This is a genomic window from Alloacidobacterium sp. (assembly GCF_035631355.1).
Classification (GTDB): Bacteria; Acidobacteriota; Terriglobia; order Terriglobales; family Acidobacteriaceae; genus Alloacidobacterium.
In genome coordinates this window covers 32,028-55,295 of the sequence record NZ_DASQIX010000003.1, presented here as the reverse complement: position 1 = coordinate 55,295, position 23,268 = coordinate 32,028, and the positions used below count along the sequence as shown (strand labels likewise).

15 protein-coding genes are annotated in these 23,268 nt (G+C 54.6%); 2 read left to right on the top strand and 13 right to left on the bottom strand.

Features of this window, described 5'->3' with window-relative positions; genetic code table 11:
* Positions 1 to 32: 32 nt before the first annotated feature.
* The 3 genes from VEV40_RS00815 to VEV40_RS00805 all read right to left on the bottom strand — a co-directional run bounded on the left by VEV40_RS00815 (position 33) and on the right by VEV40_RS00805 (position 4,251).
* Positions 33 to 1,565 carry an acetylxylan esterase gene (locus VEV40_RS00815; RefSeq protein ID WP_324829472.1) on the bottom strand — a complete coding sequence of 511 codons (1,533 nt, stop codon included), beginning with the start codon at positions 1,563 to 1,565 and terminating at the stop codon, positions 33 to 35.
* Positions 1,566 to 1,660: 95 nt separating this feature from the next.
* On the bottom strand, positions 1,661 to 2,935 hold the full coding sequence (locus tag VEV40_RS00810; protein ID WP_324829471.1) for an SGNH/GDSL hydrolase family protein: 1,275 nt from the start codon (positions 2,933 to 2,935) through the stop codon (positions 1,661 to 1,663).
* Positions 2,936 to 2,943: 8 nt separating this feature from the next.
* Positions 2,944 to 4,251: a glycosyl hydrolase family 8 gene (locus VEV40_RS00805; protein ID WP_324829470.1), complete on the bottom strand. Its 1,308-nt coding sequence runs from the start codon at positions 4,249 to 4,251 to the stop codon at positions 2,944 to 2,946.
* 257 nt (positions 4,252 to 4,508) lie between these two features.
* Here VEV40_RS00805 and VEV40_RS00800 point away from each other — a divergent pair, with 257 nt between their 5' ends.
* Together VEV40_RS00800 and VEV40_RS00795 are read left to right on the top strand one after the other, a co-directional pair.
* Positions 4,509 to 8,282 (top strand): carboxypeptidase-like regulatory domain-containing protein, encoded by a 3,774-nt coding sequence (locus tag VEV40_RS00800; RefSeq protein ID WP_324829469.1) that lies wholly within the window; start codon positions 4,509 to 4,511, stop codon positions 8,280 to 8,282.
* A 181-nt stretch (positions 8,283 to 8,463) separates the two neighbouring features.
* Complete coding sequence (locus tag VEV40_RS00795) at positions 8,464 to 10,551, top strand: tetratricopeptide repeat protein (RefSeq protein ID WP_324829468.1); 2,088 nt, start codon at positions 8,464 to 8,466, stop codon at positions 10,549 to 10,551.
* A 62-nt stretch (positions 10,552 to 10,613) separates the two neighbouring features.
* Here VEV40_RS00795 and VEV40_RS00790 read toward each other — a convergent pair whose 3' ends face one another.
* The 10 genes from VEV40_RS00790 to VEV40_RS00745 form a co-directional block, all read right to left on the bottom strand.
* Positions 10,614 to 12,437 carry a glycoside hydrolase family 15 protein gene (locus VEV40_RS00790; protein WP_324829467.1) on the bottom strand — a complete coding sequence of 608 codons (1,824 nt, stop codon included), beginning with the start codon at positions 12,435 to 12,437 and terminating at the stop codon, positions 10,614 to 10,616.
* Positions 12,438 to 12,498: 61 nt separating this feature from the next.
* A complete protein-coding gene (gene hpnE, locus VEV40_RS00785; protein ID WP_324829466.1) occupies positions 12,499 to 13,914 on the bottom strand; it encodes a hydroxysqualene dehydroxylase HpnE in 1,416 nt (471 codons plus the stop codon).
* Positions 13,915 to 13,918: 4 nt separating this feature from the next.
* Entirely contained in the window at positions 13,919 to 14,854 is a 936-nt protein-coding gene (locus tag VEV40_RS00780) for a phytoene/squalene synthase family protein (protein WP_324829465.1), read from the bottom strand.
* Positions 14,851 to 15,804 (bottom strand): squalene synthase HpnC, encoded by a 954-nt coding sequence (gene hpnC / locus VEV40_RS00775; protein WP_324829464.1) that lies wholly within the window; start codon positions 15,802 to 15,804, stop codon positions 14,851 to 14,853. Before hpnC ends, VEV40_RS00780 begins: the two co-directional genes overlap by 4 nt.
* 4 nt (positions 15,805 to 15,808) lie before the next feature.
* The gene (locus VEV40_RS00770; protein ID WP_324829463.1) at positions 15,809 to 16,852 is read right to left on the bottom strand and encodes a zinc-dependent alcohol dehydrogenase; all 1,044 of its coding nucleotides are present in this window, start codon (positions 16,850 to 16,852) and stop codon (positions 15,809 to 15,811) included.
* A gap of 7 nt (positions 16,853 to 16,859) precedes the next feature.
* Positions 16,860 to 17,981: a zinc-dependent dehydrogenase gene (locus VEV40_RS00765; RefSeq protein WP_324829462.1), complete on the bottom strand. Its 1,122-nt coding sequence runs from the start codon at positions 17,979 to 17,981 to the stop codon at positions 16,860 to 16,862.
* 14 nt (positions 17,982 to 17,995) lie between these two features.
* Positions 17,996 to 18,664 (bottom strand): hypothetical protein, encoded by a 669-nt coding sequence (locus VEV40_RS00760; RefSeq protein WP_324829461.1) that lies wholly within the window; start codon positions 18,662 to 18,664, stop codon positions 17,996 to 17,998.
* Positions 18,661 to 19,662, bottom strand: coding sequence for a hopanoid-associated sugar epimerase (hpnA, locus tag VEV40_RS00755; protein WP_324829460.1), 1,002 nt, complete (start codon positions 19,660 to 19,662; stop codon positions 18,661 to 18,663). The genes VEV40_RS00760 and hpnA overlap by 4 nt, the downstream gene beginning before the upstream one ends.
* 296 nt (positions 19,663 to 19,958) lie before the next feature.
* Entirely contained in the window at positions 19,959 to 20,849 is an 891-nt protein-coding gene (locus VEV40_RS00750) for a HEAT repeat domain-containing protein (RefSeq protein ID WP_324829459.1), read from the bottom strand.
* A 100-nt stretch (positions 20,850 to 20,949) separates the two neighbouring features.
* On the bottom strand, positions 20,950 to 23,268 hold the full coding sequence (locus tag VEV40_RS00745; RefSeq protein WP_324829458.1) for a winged helix-turn-helix domain-containing protein: 2,319 nt from the start codon (positions 23,266 to 23,268) through the stop codon (positions 20,950 to 20,952).

Genomic DNA, 23,268 nt, shown 5'->3' with positions numbered 1-23,268 from the left:
AAATCAAACTCTGGGCCATCGTAACCGGCTTCTTATTCCGGAGGCTTGTGTCCGATGAACTTGTCGGCCCATTCGATAAAGTACTTCATGTTGGGCGCATCGGTGTGGCCGCCGTCATGCTGCCGCCAGGCAAGCTGACCATCCAGCAAACCCTGATTCACAGGGGGCATTTCCGCTGTGTGGTAATCGCCCTGTACGTCGAGCCCCTTCGCGCCGAGCAAATCGAATACCCGGCCCGCATCTACAGTAGCCATAAAGCTGCCCTCGTGATCAAGCCAGTGCGCATCGCCTTTTTCAGGAATGCCATAGCTGATAAACGTAAGCCGCGGAGCGCAGAGCGCAATGAGTTCGTTGGAATCGACGGGAATGTCGCCTGGATTCATGCTGCCGAAAGTGGCCTCGGAAGCGCCATACTTCATGAAATTCCCGGCCATCCAGTAGTATTCGCCACCTGTCAGGCTTTCGACTGCTTCTCCATAGTTGCGACGCAGCAGCGTTGCGCCGCCTTTTCCTGATGATCCGACCAGCACCATGGCAAAGCGCTGATCAAAGGCCATCGTTACGAGGGCTGCTTTGCCATAACGCGAGACCCCTTCGATGCCGACGTGTTTTGCATCGATCGCTGGATCGGTTTCAAGATAGTCCAGCGCCCGCGCGGCGCCCCAGGCCCATGCGCGCAATGCTCCCCAGTCTTCAGGCTTACGCGGCTGGCCTTTGTTCACTAGCCCGATGATGCCTCGCGTAACACCAGCCCCGTCATCAGCCTGCACGCTAGCCGGATCAAGAAGCGCGAAACCCCATCCGTCTGCAATTAACTGCCAAGTATTGGGCAGCCCGCCGTCAACGTTAAGTTGCGGGAATTGAAAAGGTGTGTTCCTGACCGGCTCCCATGCCGGATGCTGCTCGAAGACCTGTTTGAGCGACGGGTCCTGCTGTATCAGCAGCGATTTCCATGCGTTGTTGATACGATCCATATCTTCGCCCTTTGGCTCATTCGGCGCGGGAAATTCGGAGCGGCCGAACATCATCAGGACAGGAACGGGGCCTTTGGCATTTGCCGGTGTAACCAGCATCATATGAATGTTGACGTTGATCTGCGGGTATGAGGTGTTGTCGACGTGCCCGATCAAGTCTTTCGCAAGCACAGGCCGGAACCCAATCATTTCATGGTCGGTGATGTTTACAGTCCATGTCACTTTCGGTACATTATCCGGAATCCGGCCATAGACATACTTCTCGTACATGTCGACGATTTCCGGACGGCGTTTCTCCCACCATACCTTCGCCGTCGTCACTTTCTCGCCGTTATTAAGGGTCAGCGGATCAGGCAGATTTGGATATGGGTTCGCTTTCGACTCATCATAGTTGGCATGGTTCGGGGCCTTTTCATCGCCACTCGGCCCAGGACGCAGGGCCTTGATGCCCTGCTGGTCCATCATGTTTTGGTGATCCTGCTCGGCGGTAAACGTAACTGGAGGAGGAGCGGAGGAACTCTGGCCAAAAGCTGCCGGACACACAGTGACGAGAGCAACAAAAGAGACTGCAAGAAAATGACGCACAGGCATCCTCACAGATCGACATATTCTGTTCATTCTGGAAAAGCGATTTACTCCGGAATTCATCTTAGTCTCTTTGAGCCTCAGCATCTGCATTCACTTGTTTATTTCTGAAAAAGCGTGAGCGGAATTGCTTCAGCCATGGCACGGTACCCAGCGGGGGATGGATGCAGATGGTCACCGCTGTCATAATCAGGCCGCAAATGGTCAGGGTGAGCAGGGTCTGCCATGATTTTGTCGAAATCAATTACCGCATCGAAGTGTCCTGCGGTCCGAATCCAGGCATTGACTACCTGCCGGTCGGACTCGTTCGATTCATCAGGGTGATAAAAGGCAGAGCCAATAAACGGCATGATGGTTCCACCAATGACCTTGATGCCATGCGCATGCGCGCGCAGGATGATCTGCTGGTAGGCTCCGATCATCTGGTGAACCAGGTATTCATGCTGCGCTTCCGAGGCGACAGTCGTGTGCGTCAACATGCCGATATCGTTAATGCCTTCGAGCACGATAAGATAGCGAACCCCGTTCTGAGCGAGAACATCGCGATCGAAGCGCGCAAGTGCATTCGGACCTAATCCGTCCAGGAGCAGCCGGTTTCCGCCAATGCCTTCATTGAGCACAGCGATGCTACTCGTGGCTGCGGAATGTTGTAAGCGCGAGGCGAGATCGTCAGTCCATCGATCGTTGCCGTTTGTTGTCGCGCCGTGGCCGTCAGTAATGGAATCACCGAGAGCTACGATGGACGATGTATCGGCAGGAGCCGATACATCGATTCCGGAAAAAAAGTACCAGTGATCGATGATTTGCGCTCCCGTCAGTTCAGTTGCTGAAGCGGGTAGTCCCGTGGCCAAATACGAAGTGGTGCGAGACCCCGGGTGACCAGTTTCCTGTCCCGGCGCTTCTTCAATCTGCATTGTGATGGCGAGATCTGATAACGCTGCTACAGGGTAGTTGAGCGGATCAGAAATGTACTCGGCGCCCATCGGAATTAAAACATCCGCGCGTCCGTTGAAAGTGACAGCTCGATCGGAGGCAGCATCGATGTGGCTCTTGGCCGGGGACAATGGACGGGCGACATGCATTGTAATAAGGTGCAACGGGGCTGTACCGAATGCGTTCGAGACTCGCACCCGGATCGCCGGGCCGCCGATCGAGAGATGCACAATCTGTCGGAGAGTCGCATGGTGGAGGCTATCGAGCGGTACTGCATTGTTCGGCTCCGGGATCTGCTGCGAGGCGGCCCATGAGCCAACCCAGTTCGGAGCATGAGCGGGATCTGGGTGTGCTATCCCGTTCGGGACCTGACCTTGCGCGGTAAATGCTGCCGCGGAAAGGAGAATAATCGCAAAAAAGCTTCTTGTGCGTCTGGGTGTCATGGGCTGTGTCAATGAGTGTGCGTGTTGGCCGGCTGCACGGGCATGATGATTTTGAATTTACCTGCGCAGTGCATGAGATTCATCAGATAGAGCATTCCGTCGTAGTAACGGTTTTGTCCGCTCGGGATGGGGGCATTCCAGAGGGCTTCTACAAACTGCTTCGCGTTAGTTCGATTCTTCGCTGCCAGACTTGCTACGGCATTCGTGCCCATCAATCCAATGGGATGGCTCTCGAATGTGAGTCCGGGAGTTGCGCCGAGAGGCTTGCCATCGACCGTATATACAGGACCGTAATTGGCAATACCTTGCGACAGGAAAAACCTCTGGATGCGGTCGCTCAGTTCCTGCTCCGCAGGCGCTTTATGCCACCATGACCAATCTACGGACCAGTTTGAAGCAACCCGCCAGGCATCGTAACCGAATTCTTCGGATTGCGGAAATCGCGTCATATGCGGCGTGCCGTCAAAGTTGGCATAAGATGGCGCCAGTCCTGTTATGGGATTAGTTGTCTTCTCAAAGAAGTGCCGGCTGACATCAGCCGCCTGCCTCCAAAAATCGCGGTCCTCCGGTGGTCCCCAAAGAGCGAAGAGCTGGTAGAAGGCAGGGAGATGATATGACGGATCCGTAAATGGGTGAGGCATAATGCCGGGCACAAACAAAACCATGGTGTGCTGTTTGTCCATTTCCGGCCCAACAGTGCGCATACCGAAGCGCGTCATGCCGGAGAGCACTTCACGATGCACCATGTCATGCAGCAGAGCTTCCGCATGAGCATGATAATCATAGATGCCGGTTCCGCCCGGCCAGCGGTTCGCGGCGAACAACAGGGCCATCGCGAAATACTCTTCGCCATCTGGCGCTGGAGTCTCCTCATTAGGGGTGCCATTTGTTTTGCACGACCACGAAAAATAGCCGTGGGATGGATGCTTCGGTTCTGATATATACATGTAGGTCATCGCCCAGTTCCATAACGTATCGAAGACCTCCTTGTCATCCAGTTGGACAGCGATCATCATTCCGTAGCTCATGCCTTCGGTGCGGACATCGTGATTAGCCCAGTCCGTGATGTACGCAAGCTTGCCATTGGCATTCTTTCCTGCCTCGAAATACACAGCCTGGGTTTGCGGATCGCCATGAAAGAGCTGCTGGTAGGCGGCCTGAATTTTCCGTTCCACTTCCTTTTGCGAATGCCCGTTTTCTGCAAATAGATTGCGATAGTGATGATCGCCTGGTCCTGGTGTTTTCTCAGCAGAACAATGCGAATCAGCGCCTGCAGACAGAAGCAGGCAGCAGAAAAGCAGCAGCGATATTTTCACCTGGAATTTCTCCTATCGTGATAACGGTTTCATTGTTTCATCAATTATTTTCGCCGATTATATAGACTTTAATTGTCATTTCATATCGAATCTACTAATTCAATTTACTTAAGGAAATTTATGCTTGACAGTGCAAAATTTCTGCCTCTATAGTTTTTGTCGCTAACAAAATCATGAGCTGAATTTGAAATCCACATATCGGGGACTCCCCATAGAGGCTCATTTGTTAGTGAATTTTTCAGGAGGCGGTGTAAAAAATGAATACCATTTCTCGCGTTCATACGAGGCGAGGACTCAAACAAGAACTGCATCAACTCCGTGGAAAGGGGTATTGGCTCCTTTCTCTTATCGGAATGGCATTCTTGTTTTTGTCTGGGCCTTCGACCCACGCGCAAACCACGGCCCAGTTGACGGGGACCGTGCAAGACAGCACAGGCGGTGTAATCCCCGGGGCACAGGTGACCCTTATCAATGAATCGACCGCTAGCTCGCGCGTCGTACAAACTAATGGCCAGGGGTTGTATGCCTTTCCCGCGCTGGTGCCAGGTTCCTACACGGTAAAGGTCAACGCAAAAGGTTTCCAGGCGAAAGAGGTTACCGGAATTACCCTGCACGCCGGAGATATCCGCGCCGTCCCAGCGTTTACTCTCGTAGTGGGATCTGAGGCAACAACGGTCACCGTCAATGCGGCCAGCGAAATGATTCCCACGGAAAGCGGACAGCGCACTAACGTTTTGGATAGCAAACAAATCCAAAACCTGGCTCTTGTGGGCCGCGACACAACAGAACTGTTGAAGGTGCTGCCGGGCGCGACAAGTGTCTCCTCCGGTCTTACCCAAAACAGTCCCATGTACAACGATCTGAATACATCGGTACAACAAAGCGCGATCGGTAACGGCATCGACATTAACGGCGCGGTGAATCGTGGCGGCACGGCATTATTGGCCGATGGAGCCAACATCATTGATCCGGGTAACATGGCGTCGTCAGTCTCGGTCGTTAATCCGGAAATGACCGCGGAAGTAAGTGTGCAGGCATCGAACTTCAGCGCAGATACTCCGTTTGGCCCAGTCGTCGTGAGCACGATCAGTAAATCGGGAAGCGATCGCTATCACGGCGAAGCATACTTCGACGCGCGAAACAGCGTTCTGAACGCAAACGACTGGCAGAGCAATCATCAGGGGATCGCCCAAGGGGCTCAGCATTATTACTATCCCGGCGGCAACTTTGGCGGCCCGGTGCCGGGCACGAATAAGAAGCTGTTCTTCTGGGGCGGCTACGAAAGATGGCTGCAAAACCAGGGCAACGCGAACGTGCTGAAGTCGTACATCCCCAGCCCCGAAATGATGGCTGGCGACTTTACTACCGATAACGCAGACAATAATGTTCTTTGCCCCAGCGGGTTTTACGGGAGTCCGACAGGCAAGTATCCACAGGGCGCATGGTGCAACGATCTTTCGGGAACAATTTTCCCGGATGGCAGCAGCGTCGCCAGTAACAATTCCGCCGCTCCCAACTCCGGCAACAAAATACCAGCTCAATTCATCGATCCGGGTGCACAGGCGCTGGCCAAGATCTGGCCTAAGGCCAATGCGAATCCAGCAACCACTCCCGGCGGATACAACTACTACCAGCCCATTGAGAACATCAACAATGGGTGGATTTATCGCTTTCGCATCGATTATCAATTAGGTGAGAACACGAAGATTTACGGGTCCTACCAGCAGGCATATGACGCGCAACTGGCGCAGGGCAATGGCGCGCACCTGTACTGGACGCCGGGCAATGCTATCCCCTACCCGGGCGGCGGCGAGTCCGAGGCATTCTACGGCAAATCGCTGGCCGGACATTTTGTTCACAACTTCAACTCAACAACGACTAATGACTTCATGGCGGCATGGGCTTTTGGCAGCTTCCCCTTTGTCCAGCCGAATCCCTCCGCTGCCTCAAGGACAACACTTGGTTATCCTTACGGCAAGGTCTTTCAGACAACTTCTCTCAACATCCCTGCCTACAGCAGCGCCGGGAATTTCACCTTCCCGGACTTCTCGCAAGCTTCTATCTTTGAGAACCCTCCAGGGAAGTATGCAGTCAAGAAGGAAGCTCCGCAGTTCAATGATGTGTTGACCAAGGTCTGGGGCGCTCACACAGTAAAAATGGGTGCATTTACCCAGAACACCGATAACTATCAAAGTACCTTCAGCACCTTCCAGGACGGGAGCCTCACCATTCGTAGTGGCCAGGCGGCAAATATCATTACCGGAAATCAGCTCGGCTCCTATAACCCTGTGGCCAACTTCACGATGGGCGTGCTGACGGGCTACAGTGAAAACAACGCATCTCCAATTGCCGACACCGCTTACCAGGCAACGGCATTCTTCGTGGATGATACCTGGAAAACAACGAGCCGACTGACCCTGAACCTGGGCGCACGCGTGGAGCATATTGGCCACTGGTATGACCGTGGCCGTGTTGGTATGGCGGTCTTCTATCCTGATCGCGTATTGTCTGACTTCAACAGCGGCAAGTACGCACCGGGATACTACTGGCATGCCATCGATGCCGGCGTTCCGCTGAACGGTCAGCCGAATCGCTTTGCCTATTTCGATCCACGGTTTGGACTTGCCTACGATGTATTCGGCACCGGTAACACCGTGCTGCGCGGCGGATGGGGTGCTTACCGCTTCGTTACTCAGGTGAACGATGTTGCGGCTCCGCTGGTGACCGCTCAGCACGTACTCGGCTATAACCTCCCTGGTCAAAAGACCGTCATGCTTTCGCAACTTAGCCAACTGGCATATAAACCCTGCACGGTCCAGTGTGTAAGTGGATCACAGACGGGCTTCGATCCGACTGACTACGGACAACCGCTTACGTATGCCTATAACCTCACGATTGACCAGAGATTGAAGTGGAACTCTCTGCTCGATATTGCCTATGTCGGCAGCCAGACCAGCCAGCTTTCTGACAACAGCGAGGGCATCGAAGGCAGTAACTTCTCCGCACTCGCCGATCAGAATAAAACTCCAATCGGAGCTTTCTTCAAGCCCGATCCGGTCACCGGAGTGCTGTCCACTAACCCGGAAAACCTGGGAACGAACCCTGGTCCTGGCGGCGGAACTCCAACCGGGAACACGGCAGCGGATTACCACCCTTACGGTTATGCGTACGGTACCTCTACCGTTTTAATGAACCAAAGCACCTCTTACACCAACTACAACGGACTGCAGGTGGCGTGGATCAAGACATCGGGCCACCTCAATTTCAACCTGAACGGCACCTGGTCTAGAACGCTGGGCACAAGCCTGCAGACGAACCCGTTTGATATTAACTTGAACTACGGTCCTACCTCTGTTGACCGGCCGTTCGTTTTCAATGCCTCCTATACCTACCAGACTGGGGCCATTCATGACTTCAATCGATTTGTGAATGGGCTGCTGGGAGGGTGGACGATCTCCGGCATTTCTACCTGGCAAGCGGGCGGCTACATTCCGGCTCAACTTGGAAACGGAGTGCCGAACTTCGGACTTGGGTTGACATATGCTACCGGCCTACCAGCAGACGCGAAGGCACAAGGCATCAACAAGAACATCGGCGATGCTACCTACTTTGGTACAGATGCCAGTGTTCCTATTATGCCTGTGCTGACCTGCAACCCAACCACCAGCCTGAGCCACTATCAGCGTGTCAATGGGAACTGTTTCATCGCGCCACCAGTGGGGTCACAGGGCGGCAAGAACTATCCCTACATGAGCGCCGGCGCTTACTTTAATAATGATCTGGCGCTTTACAGGTCGTTCCCAATCCATGAGCAGCAACAAATCCAGTTCCGGATCAGTGCTTTTAATTGGATGAACCATCCGCTGCCAGGTTACAGCTCGCTGAATCCGCTTACGTTGAGTTACAACGTGGACTATGCCAGCAAAGCCATCACCCGAAACTACAACACCAGCACCTTCGGTGTTATGGACAACAAAACAGGCGCTCCATACCAACGCATTATCGAATTGAACGTCAAGTATTTCTTCTAGCATCTGCTTCCCAACCGGAAGGTGGACGAAATCGTCCGCCTTCCGCTTTTTTGTTTCATGAAACAAAGCAATATTTATGCGCGAAAGCATGAAATTCCGTTCGGGTTCATATCGCAGTGCGTTGGACTGACGGCATGTGCCGTATCGGCTGCTTATGGCTGGGTGGTACGATTTGAAATCGATGGTGGATATTGCATCGATACCTGGCGCCATCATGTATGTTCAATCCACGCTTCGTAGCACATGCCTCATTCTCATATTGATTTCTGCTGCAGCTCTCAACGGACAGACTAGAGACAACGGATCGTTACAGCAGTACTACAACCACGCCCAGGAGCTGCAACGGACTGGCAAGCTCAGCGAGGCGGCGGAGCAATATCGCGCATTTCTTGCAGATGCGCTTGGCGAGTTGGCGATGGGATACGGCCTGGCGAAGGATTATACGGACGCCGCACCATTGTTTGATGAAGCTCTGACTTTTGAGCCCAATTCCATGTCTTTGCTTCTTGACTATGCGCAAATGGCGCTGGTGCTGGGCAATCCCGACCATGCGAAGACGCTGGCTTCGGAATTCATACAGAAATATCCCGGTGATCGTGAAGAGCTTGCTCAGGCCCATCAAGTGCTTGGACGAGCGTTTCTGAAGCTTGATCGGGATCAGGAAGCAAGGAAGGAACTGGAAGCAGCGGTGGCCTTGGATCCGACTTTTCCTAATGGCTATGATCTGGCCGTCGCGTGTCTCGATCTCGAAGACGAAAAGTGCGCTGCGCAGATATTCAATGAGATGGAAAAGTCATTCGGGGACACTCCGGAAATCCACATGGCGTTCGGTCACGCATATGCTGAATCGGATTTCCAGTCCCAGGCGCTAACGGAATTCAAGCGAACCATCGAAGAAAACCCTCGTCTGCCTGGAGCGCATTATTCACTCGCCACGATCTTGATAGCAACGGGTGGCGATGAAAGCCACATGGAAAGTGCCGAAGCAGAGTTAAAGAAGGAGTTGGCCATTTCTCCGAATGATGCCATGACTTACGCGGCGCTCGGAAAAATTGCGGCAAATCGCAATCACTATCCTGAGGCGGAAACATATCTGAAAAAGGCGGTCGCGCTCGCACCGCAAAGCCCTGACGCCTATCTGTATCTGGGGCAAATGTATTTCAATATGAACCGTAACGATGAGGCGGAAACTGCTCTTCATCAATGTATCCGTCTTACGACAGATGTTTCGCGGAATCGGTATCAGGTTCAGAATGCTCATTTTCTTTTAGGCAGAATCCTGATGCAGAAGGGACAAACTGAAGCAGCGCACGCCGAGATGAAAACAGCGCGCGAATTGGCTAACAAAACGCTGTCGCAGGACAAAAGCAAGCTCGCGGCGCTAATTGATACGTCAGGGTCTCAGGATTTACAGGCATCTGCTGCAGAAACTGACGTATCTCATGCTACGACAGCGGACCCTGTGGCCCTGCGCAAGGTTGAAGTACTGAAGGCGCAAGTTGGGTCCGCGATAGCTGACAGCTATAACAACCTGGGCGCCATTACCGCAACAAACAGCGATTATGCGGGCGCTGTTGCCTACTTTAAGCGCGCCGCCGTGTGGAATCCTTCGCTCGATGGACTCGACTATAACTGGGGACGGGCGGCATTTGCAGGGTCGCAATTTGCGGACGCCATTTCGCCTCTATCACGATATGTAAAAACACACCCGGATGATACTGGCGGCCGCAGCGTCCTAGCCATCAGTCAGTTCATGACTGGTGACTACCATGGTTGCATTGAGACACTGCAGCCTGTAATCGGAAAGGCAGACCTCGTTCCCCAGGTAGAGTACTACTACGCCGAGTCGATGATCAGTACGGGGCAAATCGACTCTGGTATGAGGCAACTAGAGCTTCTGGAAAAGCTGCATCCAGAAATTCCTGACTTACATCGCTCTCTTGGCGAAGCGCTGGAGCAGCAGGGACAGGAGCAAAAGGCGCTTGAGGAATTCCAGACCGCAGTTCAACTGAATCCACGCGATGCTGAGTCGTATTATGATCTCGGCAAAATGAAACTTGATAGCGGAGACCCCACCGCGATTCAAGAACTAGAGATGGCGGTGCGGCTGTTGCCGGATAGCCTGAGATTCCACCAGGAATTGGCTGATGCCTACACGGCGGCCCACCGTTCTGCAGATGCGCGGAAAGAGATTGAAACCGGCAACATGCTCAGGACGCGCACACAAAACGGTGCTGCAACAAACCAGAATGTCACTCACGAGCAGTAAATCTGCTCCGAGTATTTATCCAGATGCTGGATGTGACACAGAGTATCGAGCACCTTATGTTGTCAGCGCCAAGTTGCATTGTCTTTTCCGCTCAGAGCGCGGTCGAGATATGTTGCGGCACTAATCAACGCCAGATGCGTGAATGCCTGAGGAAAATTTCCCAAATGCTCTCCACTGCTGCCTAACTGTTCTGAATACAAACCGAGGTGGTTTGCATAGCCGAGCATCTTGTCGAAGAGCAAACGCGCTTTTTCCAACTGATGTGAGCGTGCCAGGCACTCAATGAACCAAAATGAGCATGCGGTGAAACTGCCTTCCCTGCCTGGCAATCCGTCAACAGAGTTTTCTCTTGTATCGTAGCGATAAACGAGGCTGTCTTCAGTCAGCGTTTTTTCGAGGGCCTCCATAGTGGAAAGCCAGCGTGGATCGACAGGGCTGATGAAACGCATGAGTGGCATCAGTAGAGACGACGCATCGAGGCAGTTAGAGCCTTGATACTGCACGAACGATTTCTGGGAGTCGTCCCAAAAGTTGGTGAAGATATCTTCTGAGATTGCGTCGCGCGTAGTCAGCCAGTTCTCCAGCGGGCCTGGGAGCGACCTCTTTCCGGCGAGACGGCTGGCACGGTCGAAGGCCACCCAGCACATGAGACGAGAGTGCAGGAATTTCTTTCTTCCACCACGCACCTCCCAGATGCCTTCATCAGGACGCTTCCAATTCTTTTCCAGCCATTCAAGAATGCGACGAACCCCATCCCAGTCATCGTGCGAAATGGGGTCGCCATATTTATTGGCAAGATAGATGGCATCCATGATTTCGCCATAAATGTCGAGTTGCAGTTGCTTTGACGCGGCATTGCCGATACGGACAGGCCGCGAGCACTTATAGCCCTTGAAGTTCTCCAGAACAGACTCATCGAGTTCCTGGCGGCCATCCATGCGGTACATGACCTGGAGCGGGCCGTGCTCTGCGTCATCGTGTAGGCGGTCATGCAGCCAGTTGGTGAATGCCTGCGCTTCTTCAGTGAACCCAAGACGCATAAAAGCGTAGAGGCTGAAGGCTGCATCACGCAGCCATGTGTAGCGGTAATCCCAGTTGCGCTCGCCTCCAATTCGCTCAGGTAAACCGAAGGTTGGCGCCGCAATGAGGGAGCCGTATTCCTGGCTGCAAAGCAGCTTCAAGGCCAATGCGGATCGATTCACCATTTCGCGCCACCGCCCTGAGTAGTTGGAGCGGGCAATCCAGTCGCGCCAATAGCTTGCGGTTTGGCGGAAATGGTTTTCAATGGCTTCCGGATCAAGAATTCTCGTATCGGGCGCGGCTTCGCCGAAGGTGAAGGTGGCAGTCTGGCCTGCCTCGAGAGTGAAGTTAGCGATGGCATCACTGCCTTCAGCCGTGACTGGCACAGTGGAGTGCAGCGTCATTCGCAGGCATGAAGCACATTCTGGTTCGAAATGAATGCAGTTATGCGCGGCGCGCGTGACATGACTGCTACGCACATAGTTGAAGCGCGGAGCGCAACACATGCGAAACTGGACTTCGCCTTTGATAACGCGCACCATGCGAATGATCTGGTGAGCATATATTTCGCCTTCTTGGCCGGCGAGGATGGGCATGAAATCAGTAATCTCGGCGACCCCCGAGCCGGAGAGAAAGCGGGTGAGCAAAATGTTTGTGTCGGGCAGATAAAGTTGTTTGAAGCGTTGGTCATCAAGTTCGGCCTGTATGCGAAAAGAGCCACCTTGGGGGTCAAGTAAAGATGCAAAGACTGTGGGGGAATCAAAATCAGGAAAGCAGAAGAAGTCAATTGAGCCTTCCATACTGATGAGCGCCGTAGAGCGCATGTTTCCGACGATGCCGTAATTTTCAATTGGCTGTTGGGCCATTTGATCTTAGTAAATCTTTGCGGTTAGATGTTCCAGGGAGGGCTGAGGATGGCCTCAACTCTTAGCGGAAGAGGCGCATGAATCCGGTAGACGGCAGATCAGGCTGGAGGAATTTCTGCGCGTTGCCTGCGGACTGCGTCAGCGCTTCCGCCGCAAGATAGCCGCTGCGCGCGGCGCCTTCCATCGTCGCGGGCCAGTCAGTCGCCGTCCAGTCACCGGCAAGAAATATGTTGGGCCAGGGGCTTTGCGCTGTAGGGCGAATCTTATCGAGCTGCGGCCGAATGGAGAAAGTTGCGCGGACTTCCTTCGTCACCGCCGCTTTCAATAATTTTGCTTCTCGCACAACCGGGAAAAACAACGCCAGTTCGCGCATGGCGAGATCGATCAGTTCCTGTCTCTGCATAGGAATGACCGAGCGGAGAACACTAATCACCAGTTCGAGATACTGCTCCCGCCGCGCAGAACGTTGCGATTGCAGCTTTGATTTGTTGAAGAGCCACTGGATGGTGGTGTCAAGCAACGATGCGTGCTCAAGGCCGGTAATTTCACGATCAAACCAGAGATGAATCGCTGCGATGGGCGCATGACTGAACTGGCTCACTTGCGCAGCGAGCGCTTCTTTTCCTGGCGCATCTGGCAGTGTCGGCAGCAGCCTGGCCATCGCTTCAAACGGCACCGCAAAGATGATGGCATCGCTAAAGAAGCGGTCAGGTTCGGTTTCGACAGCCCATTGTTTTTGACTTTCATCCCATGTGACGCGCGTTACGCTGGTGCGAAGATTGATAATAGCGCCACGCGCTTTGAGCGATTCGAGGGCGTAACCGTAGAGATCACTAAGCGGGATAGATGGAATGGCCATGCGGCCTGCTTCAGGTGAGCGCAGAAACAATTCGCGGCAGACTTTTGCCGCGTAATGGACTGAAGTCTTGTCCAGCTCTTCATTCAATGCCGCGAAGAGCACAGGCTCCCAGAAACGCTTGATGGCGCCTTGAGTCTGCTTGTGGCGGACGAGCCAGTGAGAGAAGTTTTCTTCCGTATCTTCAGGTATGCCAGTGATGAAAGAGTTCAGGCCGCGCGCTATAGCCAGCTTATCTGCAAGCGAAAATGCGTGTGCCTTGAGGAATCCTGGGCTGGCATGCAGGGGAGCCGGCAGCGATGAAGAGCGCAGCATGCTGCATCGCCCTCCGGGCTCGATCATCGTAATGTCGTCGAACCAACGGAGCTTATCGAATGCGCGGATACGGCGAAAAAGGTCTATAAGGTTGGTGCAGCAGCCGAAGAGCAGATGCTGGCAGTTGTCAATAATTTCGCCAGTGCCGGGATGTTCATAGGACGATGCGCGTCCGCCGACGTAGGATTTGCGCTCGATGAGACGCACTTTGTATCCGGAATCGGCGAGCGCCTGCGAGGCCGCAAGTCCGGCAGCGCCACCGCCGATCACCACGACTGACTCGATGCTGCGGTTCGGTGCAGCCATTGCTTTAGCCTCGCAGCCGGTTGGCCAGCGTGCGGAGCATTCCTCGCGCCAGGATGGCCAGTTTGGTGAGGGTTGGTACCGAAACGCGTTCCGTGAATACGTCGAAATTCTTTCTTTCGATACGTTGAAGCAGGCGGTGGTAGATGGTGATGAGGACCCACAGCGCCGGGCGCGCATCGGCTGCTATGAGCGGCAATAGAGCTTCGCCTGATTTGTAATAGTGTTCAGCACGATTTGCTTCGAACTCCAACAACTCGCGCTGGTTCAGAGTGAGATGCTGGCGGTTCTTCAGTTGCTGGAGCTCATTAATGGTGACGCCGAAGCGCTCAAGGTCTTCAAGCGGCAGATAGATGCGGTCGCGCTCGGCGTCTTCGCGCACGTCGCGCAGGATGTTGGTAAGCTGGAAGGCGATACCGGTTTCCTCAGCCAGTTTTTCCGCACGCGTGTCGCTGTATTCAAAGATGCGAATGCAGACCAATCCTACAACTGACGCAACATAGTAGCAGTACTGATAGAGATCATCGAAGGTCGCATAAGTATCAAAGCATAGTGGATGGACGGCCTCGCTTCCGGGTGTGCTGTGATTAACGTGCGACGGATGCAGGTCCATCGCCGTCCCTTGGACGAGTTGATCCAATAGGTCAGTCGTTATATGAAAGCGCGACTGCGCGTCCCGCAGGGCGATGAAGACCGGGTCCTCGGTTGTCTCTCCATGCGATGCCTTATGCCATGACTCGAGCCACGCATCAAGATTGCTGCGCCGCGCTTCGCGCGATTTTGTTTCATCGTCAGACAGGTCATCGGCGTGACGCATGAAGGCGTAGACAGCGCAGATGGCGTTACGCTTCGCTCTAGGAAGTGCTACGAAGGCGTAGTAAAAGTTTTTAGCTTCGTGGCGTGCGATCTTGCGGCAGACCGCATACGCCTGCTCGACGCTCACGACCACGCAGCGCTCCGCCCGAAAAACTTTCCACTCAGTGCGCGCAGAAGCAGTGCCGCTTTCCTGCCCTTCGAGATGGCGGGACGTGCTCGGAGCACGTTGTATTCCTGCTGTTCAATCGCATTAAGGATTTCGAGACCACCGCGACTGAAGAGGTCGAGATCGATGGCAAGCTCGCTATCAACCATCCGGATCAGCGACAGGCCTTTCGCGAACATTTGCCGCGCATATTCAACTTCATAGCGCATCAACTCGCGGAATTGCGGCGTAAAACTGCGATTTGCGATGGTCGCTTCATCGACTCCGAAACGCTGCATGTCAGTAAGGGGGAAGTAAATGCGGCCTTTAGCATAATCAACAGTTACGTCCTGCCAGAAATTGGCCAGTTGGAGCGCAGAGCATGTGTAGTCAGATAAAGCGAAGCGCTCAACATCACGGTAGCCACAGGCGTACAGCACAAGATGGCCGACCGGATTCGCCGAATAGTGGCAATAACCGAGAACGTCGTCTATCGTCTCGAAGCGTGTAACGGTCTGGTCCTGACGGAAGGCGACGAGCAGGTCGGCGAACGGTTCTTTCGGAATGTCGCAGGCGCGAATCGTCTCAGCGAGCGCTACAAATACGGGATGGCGCGCCTCGCCGCGATAGCAGGCGTCGAGTTCTTCGCCCCAGAGATTGAGCAGCGCGAGCGCCTGTTCACGATTGCTGACCTCGTCTCCCAGATCATCGGAGATGCGGCAATAGGCATAAATACTGTGAAAGTGCGGACGCAGGCGTTTCGGCAAAAACCATGACGCTACATGGAAATTCTCATAGTGAGTTTCGGCAAGACGTTGGCAGTAGGTGCGAGCTTCTTCGAGCGTGGGTGCTTTGTCAGGGATGCGGTATTCCGCTGGAAGCGCCGCCCAGCCCTTTTCGATCAATTCACTCTGTGCGGTTTTTGCAGTCATTGGTTCAGGGGATGATGGCCGTCTTGATGTCATTCGAGCGGTCCATCAGCTTGCGGAAAACCTCATCAAGACTGGCCAGCGGCGCGCGTCCTGTGATGTATTCGCGGCAATTGAAGCGTCCGCTGGTGATCAGTTCAAATGCTCTGCGCGCAGTCGACGGCGTGTGATGGAAGCTGGCCTTCAGCGTGATGTCGTTGTAATGCAAACGGTTTGTGTCCAGCTCAACTTTCGTTCCGGCGGCGCATCCGCCAAAGAAGTTGACAACTCCGCCCTTACGGACCATCTCCACTGCCTGTTGCCAGGTTGCTGGAACCGCGACAGCTTCGATGGCCACATCAACACCGCGATTCTTAGGAGTAAGGCCGCGAACGGCAGCGACCACATCTTTTGTAACGGTTGTCTGGATCACATGCTCCCCACCGAAGGTCTTTGCCGCTTCTACTTGCTCATCGCGCTTGACGACTGCGATAACGTGCATGCCGGCCAGGTGCGCCGTATGGATGAACATCAGGCCAATCGGGCCGGCTCCGATCACGACAACTGTGTCACCGGGTTGCGCATTCGTTTCTTCGAGGCCGCGAACCACGCAGGCCAGAGGTTCAGTAAGAGCCGCGTGTTCAAGAGGAACGCCATCAGGAACGTGCAGTGTGTTCTTCTCAACTATTCGCGATGGGATACGAAGGTACTCAGCATAAGCGCCATTGTTGAAGAGCAGATCGTCGCAAAGATTTTGCTGGTTGTGCTTGCAGTAATAGCAGGCATCGCATGGCGCTGAGTTGAGTGCAACCACGCGGTCGCCTGCGCGAAAGACTTTCACACTCTTGTCGACTTCAACTACTACGCCGGCCAACTCATGTCCGAAAGGAATGGGAGGCTTCAGCATTTTGGCATGATAGCCGCGGCGATATACCTTGAGATCAGTGCCGCAGGTAAGCGCCGCGGCGACGCTGACAACGATCTCGCCGGGACCGGCGGACGGCACGGGCACCTGCTCGATACGCAGGTCTTCTTTCCCGTAGAGCACAGCGGCCGTCATTTGGTTCGCCATATCTTTTCTATTTTCTCAGATTTGGCTGAATAAATACTTTCATCGATGCTGCCGTTGGGTTGGATGCTATTTCTATGGCTTCCAGCGTCTGTTCCAAAGGGAACTGGTGAGAAATGAGCCTGGTCAGGTCAAATCCGTTGCTGTAGCCATCGAAGACCAGGTTTGCGCCCGCGTCCTGAATATCGATTGAGGCGCTGTAGGAGCCGAGCAGCGTTTTTTCTTCCATGCAAATGGCCGCCGGGTCGATGGTCGCATCGCCGTGCTGAGTTTGAGCGAAAAGTAGTACGCGGCCACCGGGGCGGGCAGCGTCCATCGCTGTGCGAATGAGCGCGTTCCCACCGACGGCGAGGATGACGGCGTCGGCTCCACGTCCTTCGGACTCGCGCTTCGCTACTTCGACTACATTTTCCTTGCCGGCGTCAATATGGTGTTTAAGGCCGTAGACTTCTGCGATTGCGTGGCGCTCCGGATAGAGATCAGATGTGAGGACTTTGGCCCCGGTGCGCGCAGCCAACGCGGCCAGCATAATTCCAATCGGACCCTGGCCGATGACCAGCACCGTTTCATCGGGAGCGAGGTTCAGGTTCTTAATGGCCTTGAGGCAGGTGTTGACTGGCTCGACGAACGCGGCCTGCTCAAAGGGGACGCCATCGGGGATCTGGACTACGCCTCCCATAGAGACAATCCAGGGCATGACGCGGACGTATTCAGCAAAGCCACCACCTGAAGGCTCGAAACCTGCGGTGCAGCCAACCTTCTTGTAGATCGGGCATTGCGCGAAGGTCTTCTTGCGACAGTAGTAGCACTTGCCACATGGAATGTGATGGAAGACCATGACCCGGTCGCCGAGGGCGAAGTTATTCACGTCTCCGCCGGTCTTGACAATCATTCCGGCCGTCTCATGGCCGAAGATGCGCGGAGCCGAGTGCGAGCCAGTATGGATCTTCTTTAAGTCGGTCCCGCAAATGCCGCAGGAGTGGACGCGAATGAGGAGCTCGCCGGGACCTATTTCCGGGACTGGTATGGTCTCGACGCGCACGTCGTTGACGGCACGGTAGACTGCGGCGTTCATGGTCGCGGGTATAACGTCGCTTGCCGCAGTGGACTCATTGCTGGTGATGGTGGCCATGTGCTTGTACTAGATTACAGCGGACGACGCAGAGACTCAGTGACGATGGATGCGAGATTGCGGGCTGCGGCCTGGCTCTGTGTGTCCAGCTGCCTCAGCGCCGGCCAGTACTTCGGATGCAGCAAAGCATAGGTGATAAACAGCGGCATTCGCAACTGTCCATCTTTGCCGAGGAAGCGGTTGAAGTTAGGCAGCTTGTCGTTGGCGCCATCAGAGATGCCTTTAAAGCAAAAGAACGCCAAATCTCGTGCTGCAGCGATGCGGGCCACAGTTGCGGCCTCCATATCAACTAGCGGGGCCTTATATTTCTCGGCGAGCTCGCGTTTCTCATCATGGCAGGCAACGTGATCCAGAGTTAGCAGACGTTGGCCGGTAGGAAAGTCGGTGACGAAGCGCTCGCCTGTCGCACTGTCGATGACATCGTAGATAGCGCAGGCTGTTCGAGGCTTAAGCCCGCAGGAAAGCGCCCCGGCCCAGCCAATTGAAACCAACGCGTCAAGCTTGTCTTCGGCGAGTACCAATTCGCAAGCGCGTGCCGCGGCCTCAGCGCCCATTCCGCCGGCGATGGCAATGCACTCAGTTTCGCCAATTCGGCCGAAATAAAGTGATCTGCGCTGCTGCCAGCCTCGGATGAGAGGTTTGAGCTCACCCGGTAATGCGGCAATGATACCCACACGTTTCATGGTGCGTATTCGTTAGCGCGGAACCAGTCAATGGCGGCACGCATGGCCTGGTAGACGGGAATCTGGCGAAAACCCAATTCTCGCGTGGCTTTGGCGGATGACGCGAACATTTTCTTCTTGCCCATGCGGACGGCTTCTACTGTTGCGCGCGGCTCTTTTCCGAGAATACGGCCCGTGATGGTTTCGTCGAAGAAGGCGAAGATCATAGCTACAGCATGAGGGACTTTGGTGGTCGGCGAGGGCAGGCCAGTGATCGCTGACATCTTGTCGAGTATCTGCTTGAGGGTCAGGTTTTCGCCGCCCAGGATATAGCGCTCACCGGGAGTTCCTTTCTCAATGGCAGCGACATGTGCATGTGCAACTTCTTCTACATCAACGAGATTAAGGCCAGTGTCCACATAGGCAGGGAACTTCCTGTTGAGGAAGTCGACAATGATACGGCCAGTGGGGGTGGGTTTGATGTCGCCGGGTCCGATCGGGGTGGTGGGGTTCAGGATCATTACTTCCTGGCCGTCATAGGCGGCTTTGAGCGCTTCCTGCTCGGCAAGGAACTTTGACCGCTTGTAGTGACCGACCATATCGGCGAGCGAGACTGGCGTGTTCTCGTCGACGATGCTGCCGTCAGTCTTGAAGCCCATCGTAGCCACGCTTGAGGTGTAAATCACGCGGCGGACGCCTTCTTCGCGGGCGATGCGAAGCAGTTCGCGGGTACCGTCTACATTTGCCGCATACATCTGCTTCGGGTCTCGCACCCAGAGGCGGTAGTCGGCGGCGACATGGAAGACGAAATCACAGCCATGGATGCCGGGACGGAGCGATTCTGGGTCAAGCAGATCACCAGTAATGGTAGTCAACGACGGCGGCGCGTGCATTCCGGACAAGTTCGCCATATTACTCGATTTGCGAACAAGGAGACGAAGGTCTGCTCCCCGCTGGGCGAGGACTTTGGCTACATGGCTGCCGACAAATCCGGTGGAACCTGTGACGAAAACTTTCATTCGGTCTTTTGATCTCTGAGGTACCCCTGCCCCTATTTTGTACGGAGATCTTTTGTTTTCAACAGTTTGGGTGGGCGATTCTGTACGGAGATTGTTTGTTTTCAACCACTTATGCGTAGTAACACTCGAGAGCTCAAAAAAGGGCTCCCTATTTCTAGGATACCTGATTTGGCAAGAAAACAGGTCAAGTGCTCTCAGACGAAAGCGCTTTCTATTGAGTGAGTTAGAAGAGCATTAATCAAAAGGTACTTGACAAGCTTCCAAATGGATAACAGGCGAGCACCTCCAGTTGGCCATTATTTGTGTTTGCTGATCGGTTTCGTTTCCGGTGTATGCTCCTGAACATCCTGAAGGTGAACAATCGCGGCTGCGCCGGTTAGACGGACGGCGGTTTTCTCGTCGTCGAGACTGGGTTCTATTTTGGCGATCACGCTGGGATCGTTGCGATGGGAGAGGGAATCGAGGGCGGCCGCGCGGACCAGCCAGCTTTTGTCCGATGTTGCCTGAACAAGGGCATCGCGCGTTTTAGGATCAGGGTCTTTGGCCAGAATCCGGGCAGCGGCGGCGCGGACGGGGGAAGAGTCATCTTTGGTGAGCGCCTTGAATGCGCCCAGCCCAACGCTGGCAAATGGGACAAAGCCGATTCCCGTCTCAAAGCCGAACTGGGCCATTTTCTTGGGGTCTTTGAGCATCTTCTTCTGACTATCCAGTAATGCCCCGCTTTTCCTTTCGCCGGTGAGAACGGCATAGTAGACGCCAAATCCCAAGGGATCACCCAGGGCAACCAGGGCGCGAGCACACGATACGATGACGCCTACGTCCTGCTCGGCTTTAAGAGTTGTCTCAATTTGTGGCGCGGCTGATTTGGCTTGCATCTGCCCTAACGCCTCGGCTGCCGCAGCGCGAACTTCTGAGTTCGAATCGCCAAGTGCGGTAAGGGCCAATTGCTCTGCTTTTTGGTCTTTTTCGATTAATCCCAGTACCCTTACCGCGGTCACTTTGTCGCCACCGCCTGCGGAGAGTCCGGACTGTAATACTGTCCAGGCTTTATCGGCAGGAGCCTGTGCCTGGGTTTGCGCAGGAAAAACAAGGGGAACAGCTATTCCGATGCAGAAGAACACGGGAAATTGCCTGAAGCTAATACCAGACTTGCCACTTTTCAGCGTTCTTTTTGTGGAGCGATTCATCACGGCCTTCCTTTCCTGATGCTTCGTTGAGGAACGAGAGGAGCCCGTAAGGCAAGTGCTTAGCTTTCTTATCAGGATTTAGGGATAGCAGCAAGAACTTTCATCGTTCCACGTTGTCGAGTATCCAGATGTTGCCGGATGTTTGCGCAAGGGGCAGCACGAGGCGATCGGCGGTAATTGAAATATCGACCGGCGGTATTTGCCTGGGGACCATAAGTGTGGGACTCGCAAACGAAGTCACTTGAAAAGGTTCGCCCTGCGGCCTTCCCTTTACTGGATCGAAGCGAATGCCCCACAGATTGAAATAGCCCTTCCGTTCGGAGAGGTAATAGATCGTCTTGCCGTCGGGAGACCATCGTGGCTTGTCGTCCCACTGTTTGCTATCCGTAATGCGGGTCCATGATCCGGGGGGGCCGCCGGCAGACGGAATGGTATAGATTGTGGACTCCGCATTATGAGACTGGAAGCTTACGGCTTCGAAAACAATCCAGCGGCCGTCAGGCGACATGTGAGGTTGCCATAGCGCGTGGTTTGGATCAAAAGCAATTCTTCGGGCCGAGGACTTCCCGGATTCAGGGCCGTCAATGGGCAACTGCCATATTTCAGATCGATTTGAGTAATCCGATAGCACGATGAGTAGCGAGTTCCCGTCGCGGAACCAGTCAGACACGATTCTGAAGTATGGGGTCTCCGGTCCAACGAAAGATTCGGTGCGGTTCTCGCCTGACCATACTGCGACTTGGCTGGTGTTGGAAGAATCTGAAGCCGGGGAGCGCGTGTAAGCTGCCCGCTTGCCGTCAGGAGACCATATCGGACCACTTCGCAGGTAGGAATCATCCGGCATCATTGGTTCTTCGCGCCCATCCGGAGACGTATCCCATATTCCCACCCGACCGTCACGATTGCCCCCCACAGCTAATTTGCGACCGTCTGGCGAGAGATCTAAACCCCACGCTTCAATTCCGGGAGAGGTGACGGCGCGGCCCGGACCTGTGACACGCCCTGCATTGGCATCGATGGGAAATTCCCAGCCGCGAATCTGCTGGTGCGCGCTTGTGAAGGCCAGCTTGCTTCCATCTCGAGAGATGGCGAACTCGGCATCGAGTCCCGGAGAGGTCGTAACGCGCTCAAAGTTAATGGCCTGCAATGTGACAGGGTCAACAGTTATGCGCCAGACATTTCTTGCTCCTCGAAAGGTGCGTTCGAAGTAAATTGCCTTGCCCGATGGCGCCCAGGCGAACCTGAAATCCGTTCTGAACTCGGTACTACCGGGCACCGCTGCCAGGGCTTCAATCTGCTTCTGGAGTTCAGGCGGAAATCTCGTTTCGACCGCCGGACCGCCGTCAACAGGCGCTGTCCAAAGTTGTGGAATGGTAGCAGAGAAGATATTCGTGGCCTCATTCACGACCCAGGACGTAATTCTCCGGCCATCGGGATGCCATGTAGAGAACATCACGGCGTTGTCTCTTTCCTGATCGGTCAGCACCTCACGGGGTGGGCTTCCGTCGAGGCCTACGACATAAATCTTTTTACCCAGAAAACCGGTCTGCTGTAACAAGATCATCGAACTATCCGGCGACCAAAGAGGGCTGTAGCCGAAGGATGCGATTTTGCGCTGCTGACCCTCTCCGCCCAGAGCGGGTGTGACGTAGATTCCACCGTCGCCCTCCTCAGAGCGATAAGCGATGTACTTGCCGTCGGGGGACCAGTCCGGCTGCCAATTTTGGTGGGGGCCTTTTGTGATCTGAATGGGATCGCCGCCGCTGATTTGCTGGACCCAGATATCATATTTTCCGCCGCGGTCGGAGCTGTAGGCGATGAAGCGTCCGTCTGGCGACCAAGTCGCACCGGCCTGCAGGCCTTCGTCTGACGTGAGGCGGGTGAGTGTGCGCTGGGCGGGCGTCACTGGAATTGAGGTACGCCATTTTTTGTAGATTAGCCATCCTGCGCCGATGAACAGAATGAGCGCGGCAAGCGCAACGAGCAGGTATCTTCCTTTCAGCCTGCCGCTTTTTGCCTGTGGCAAATGAGAGGCTGATGAAATTGGCGCGGCAGGTGATTCTCCTGACACTCCAACGGTCTGAAACGGCGAAGAAGGTGCCTCCGGCAGAACTTCGACTGGCGCAATGAACCGATAACCGCGAGTCGGTACCGTTTCGATCAACTTTGAATCCCGACTGGTGTCACCCAGTTCCCGCCGAAGGATGCCGATTGTTTTGGTTAGCGTGTTCTCTTCGACGAAGGTATTAGGCCAGACCGACTCCAGCAGTTCCTGCTTGTCCACCAAGTGCCCCGCACGACTCGTCAGCATTATCAGAACGCGCAACGCTTTTGGTTCCAGCGCGATGTGCTGGCCGCTACGGACGAGGCGGAAATCTTCCTCACTCAGTTCGAATTCGAGGAACCGGTAGCTTGGCAT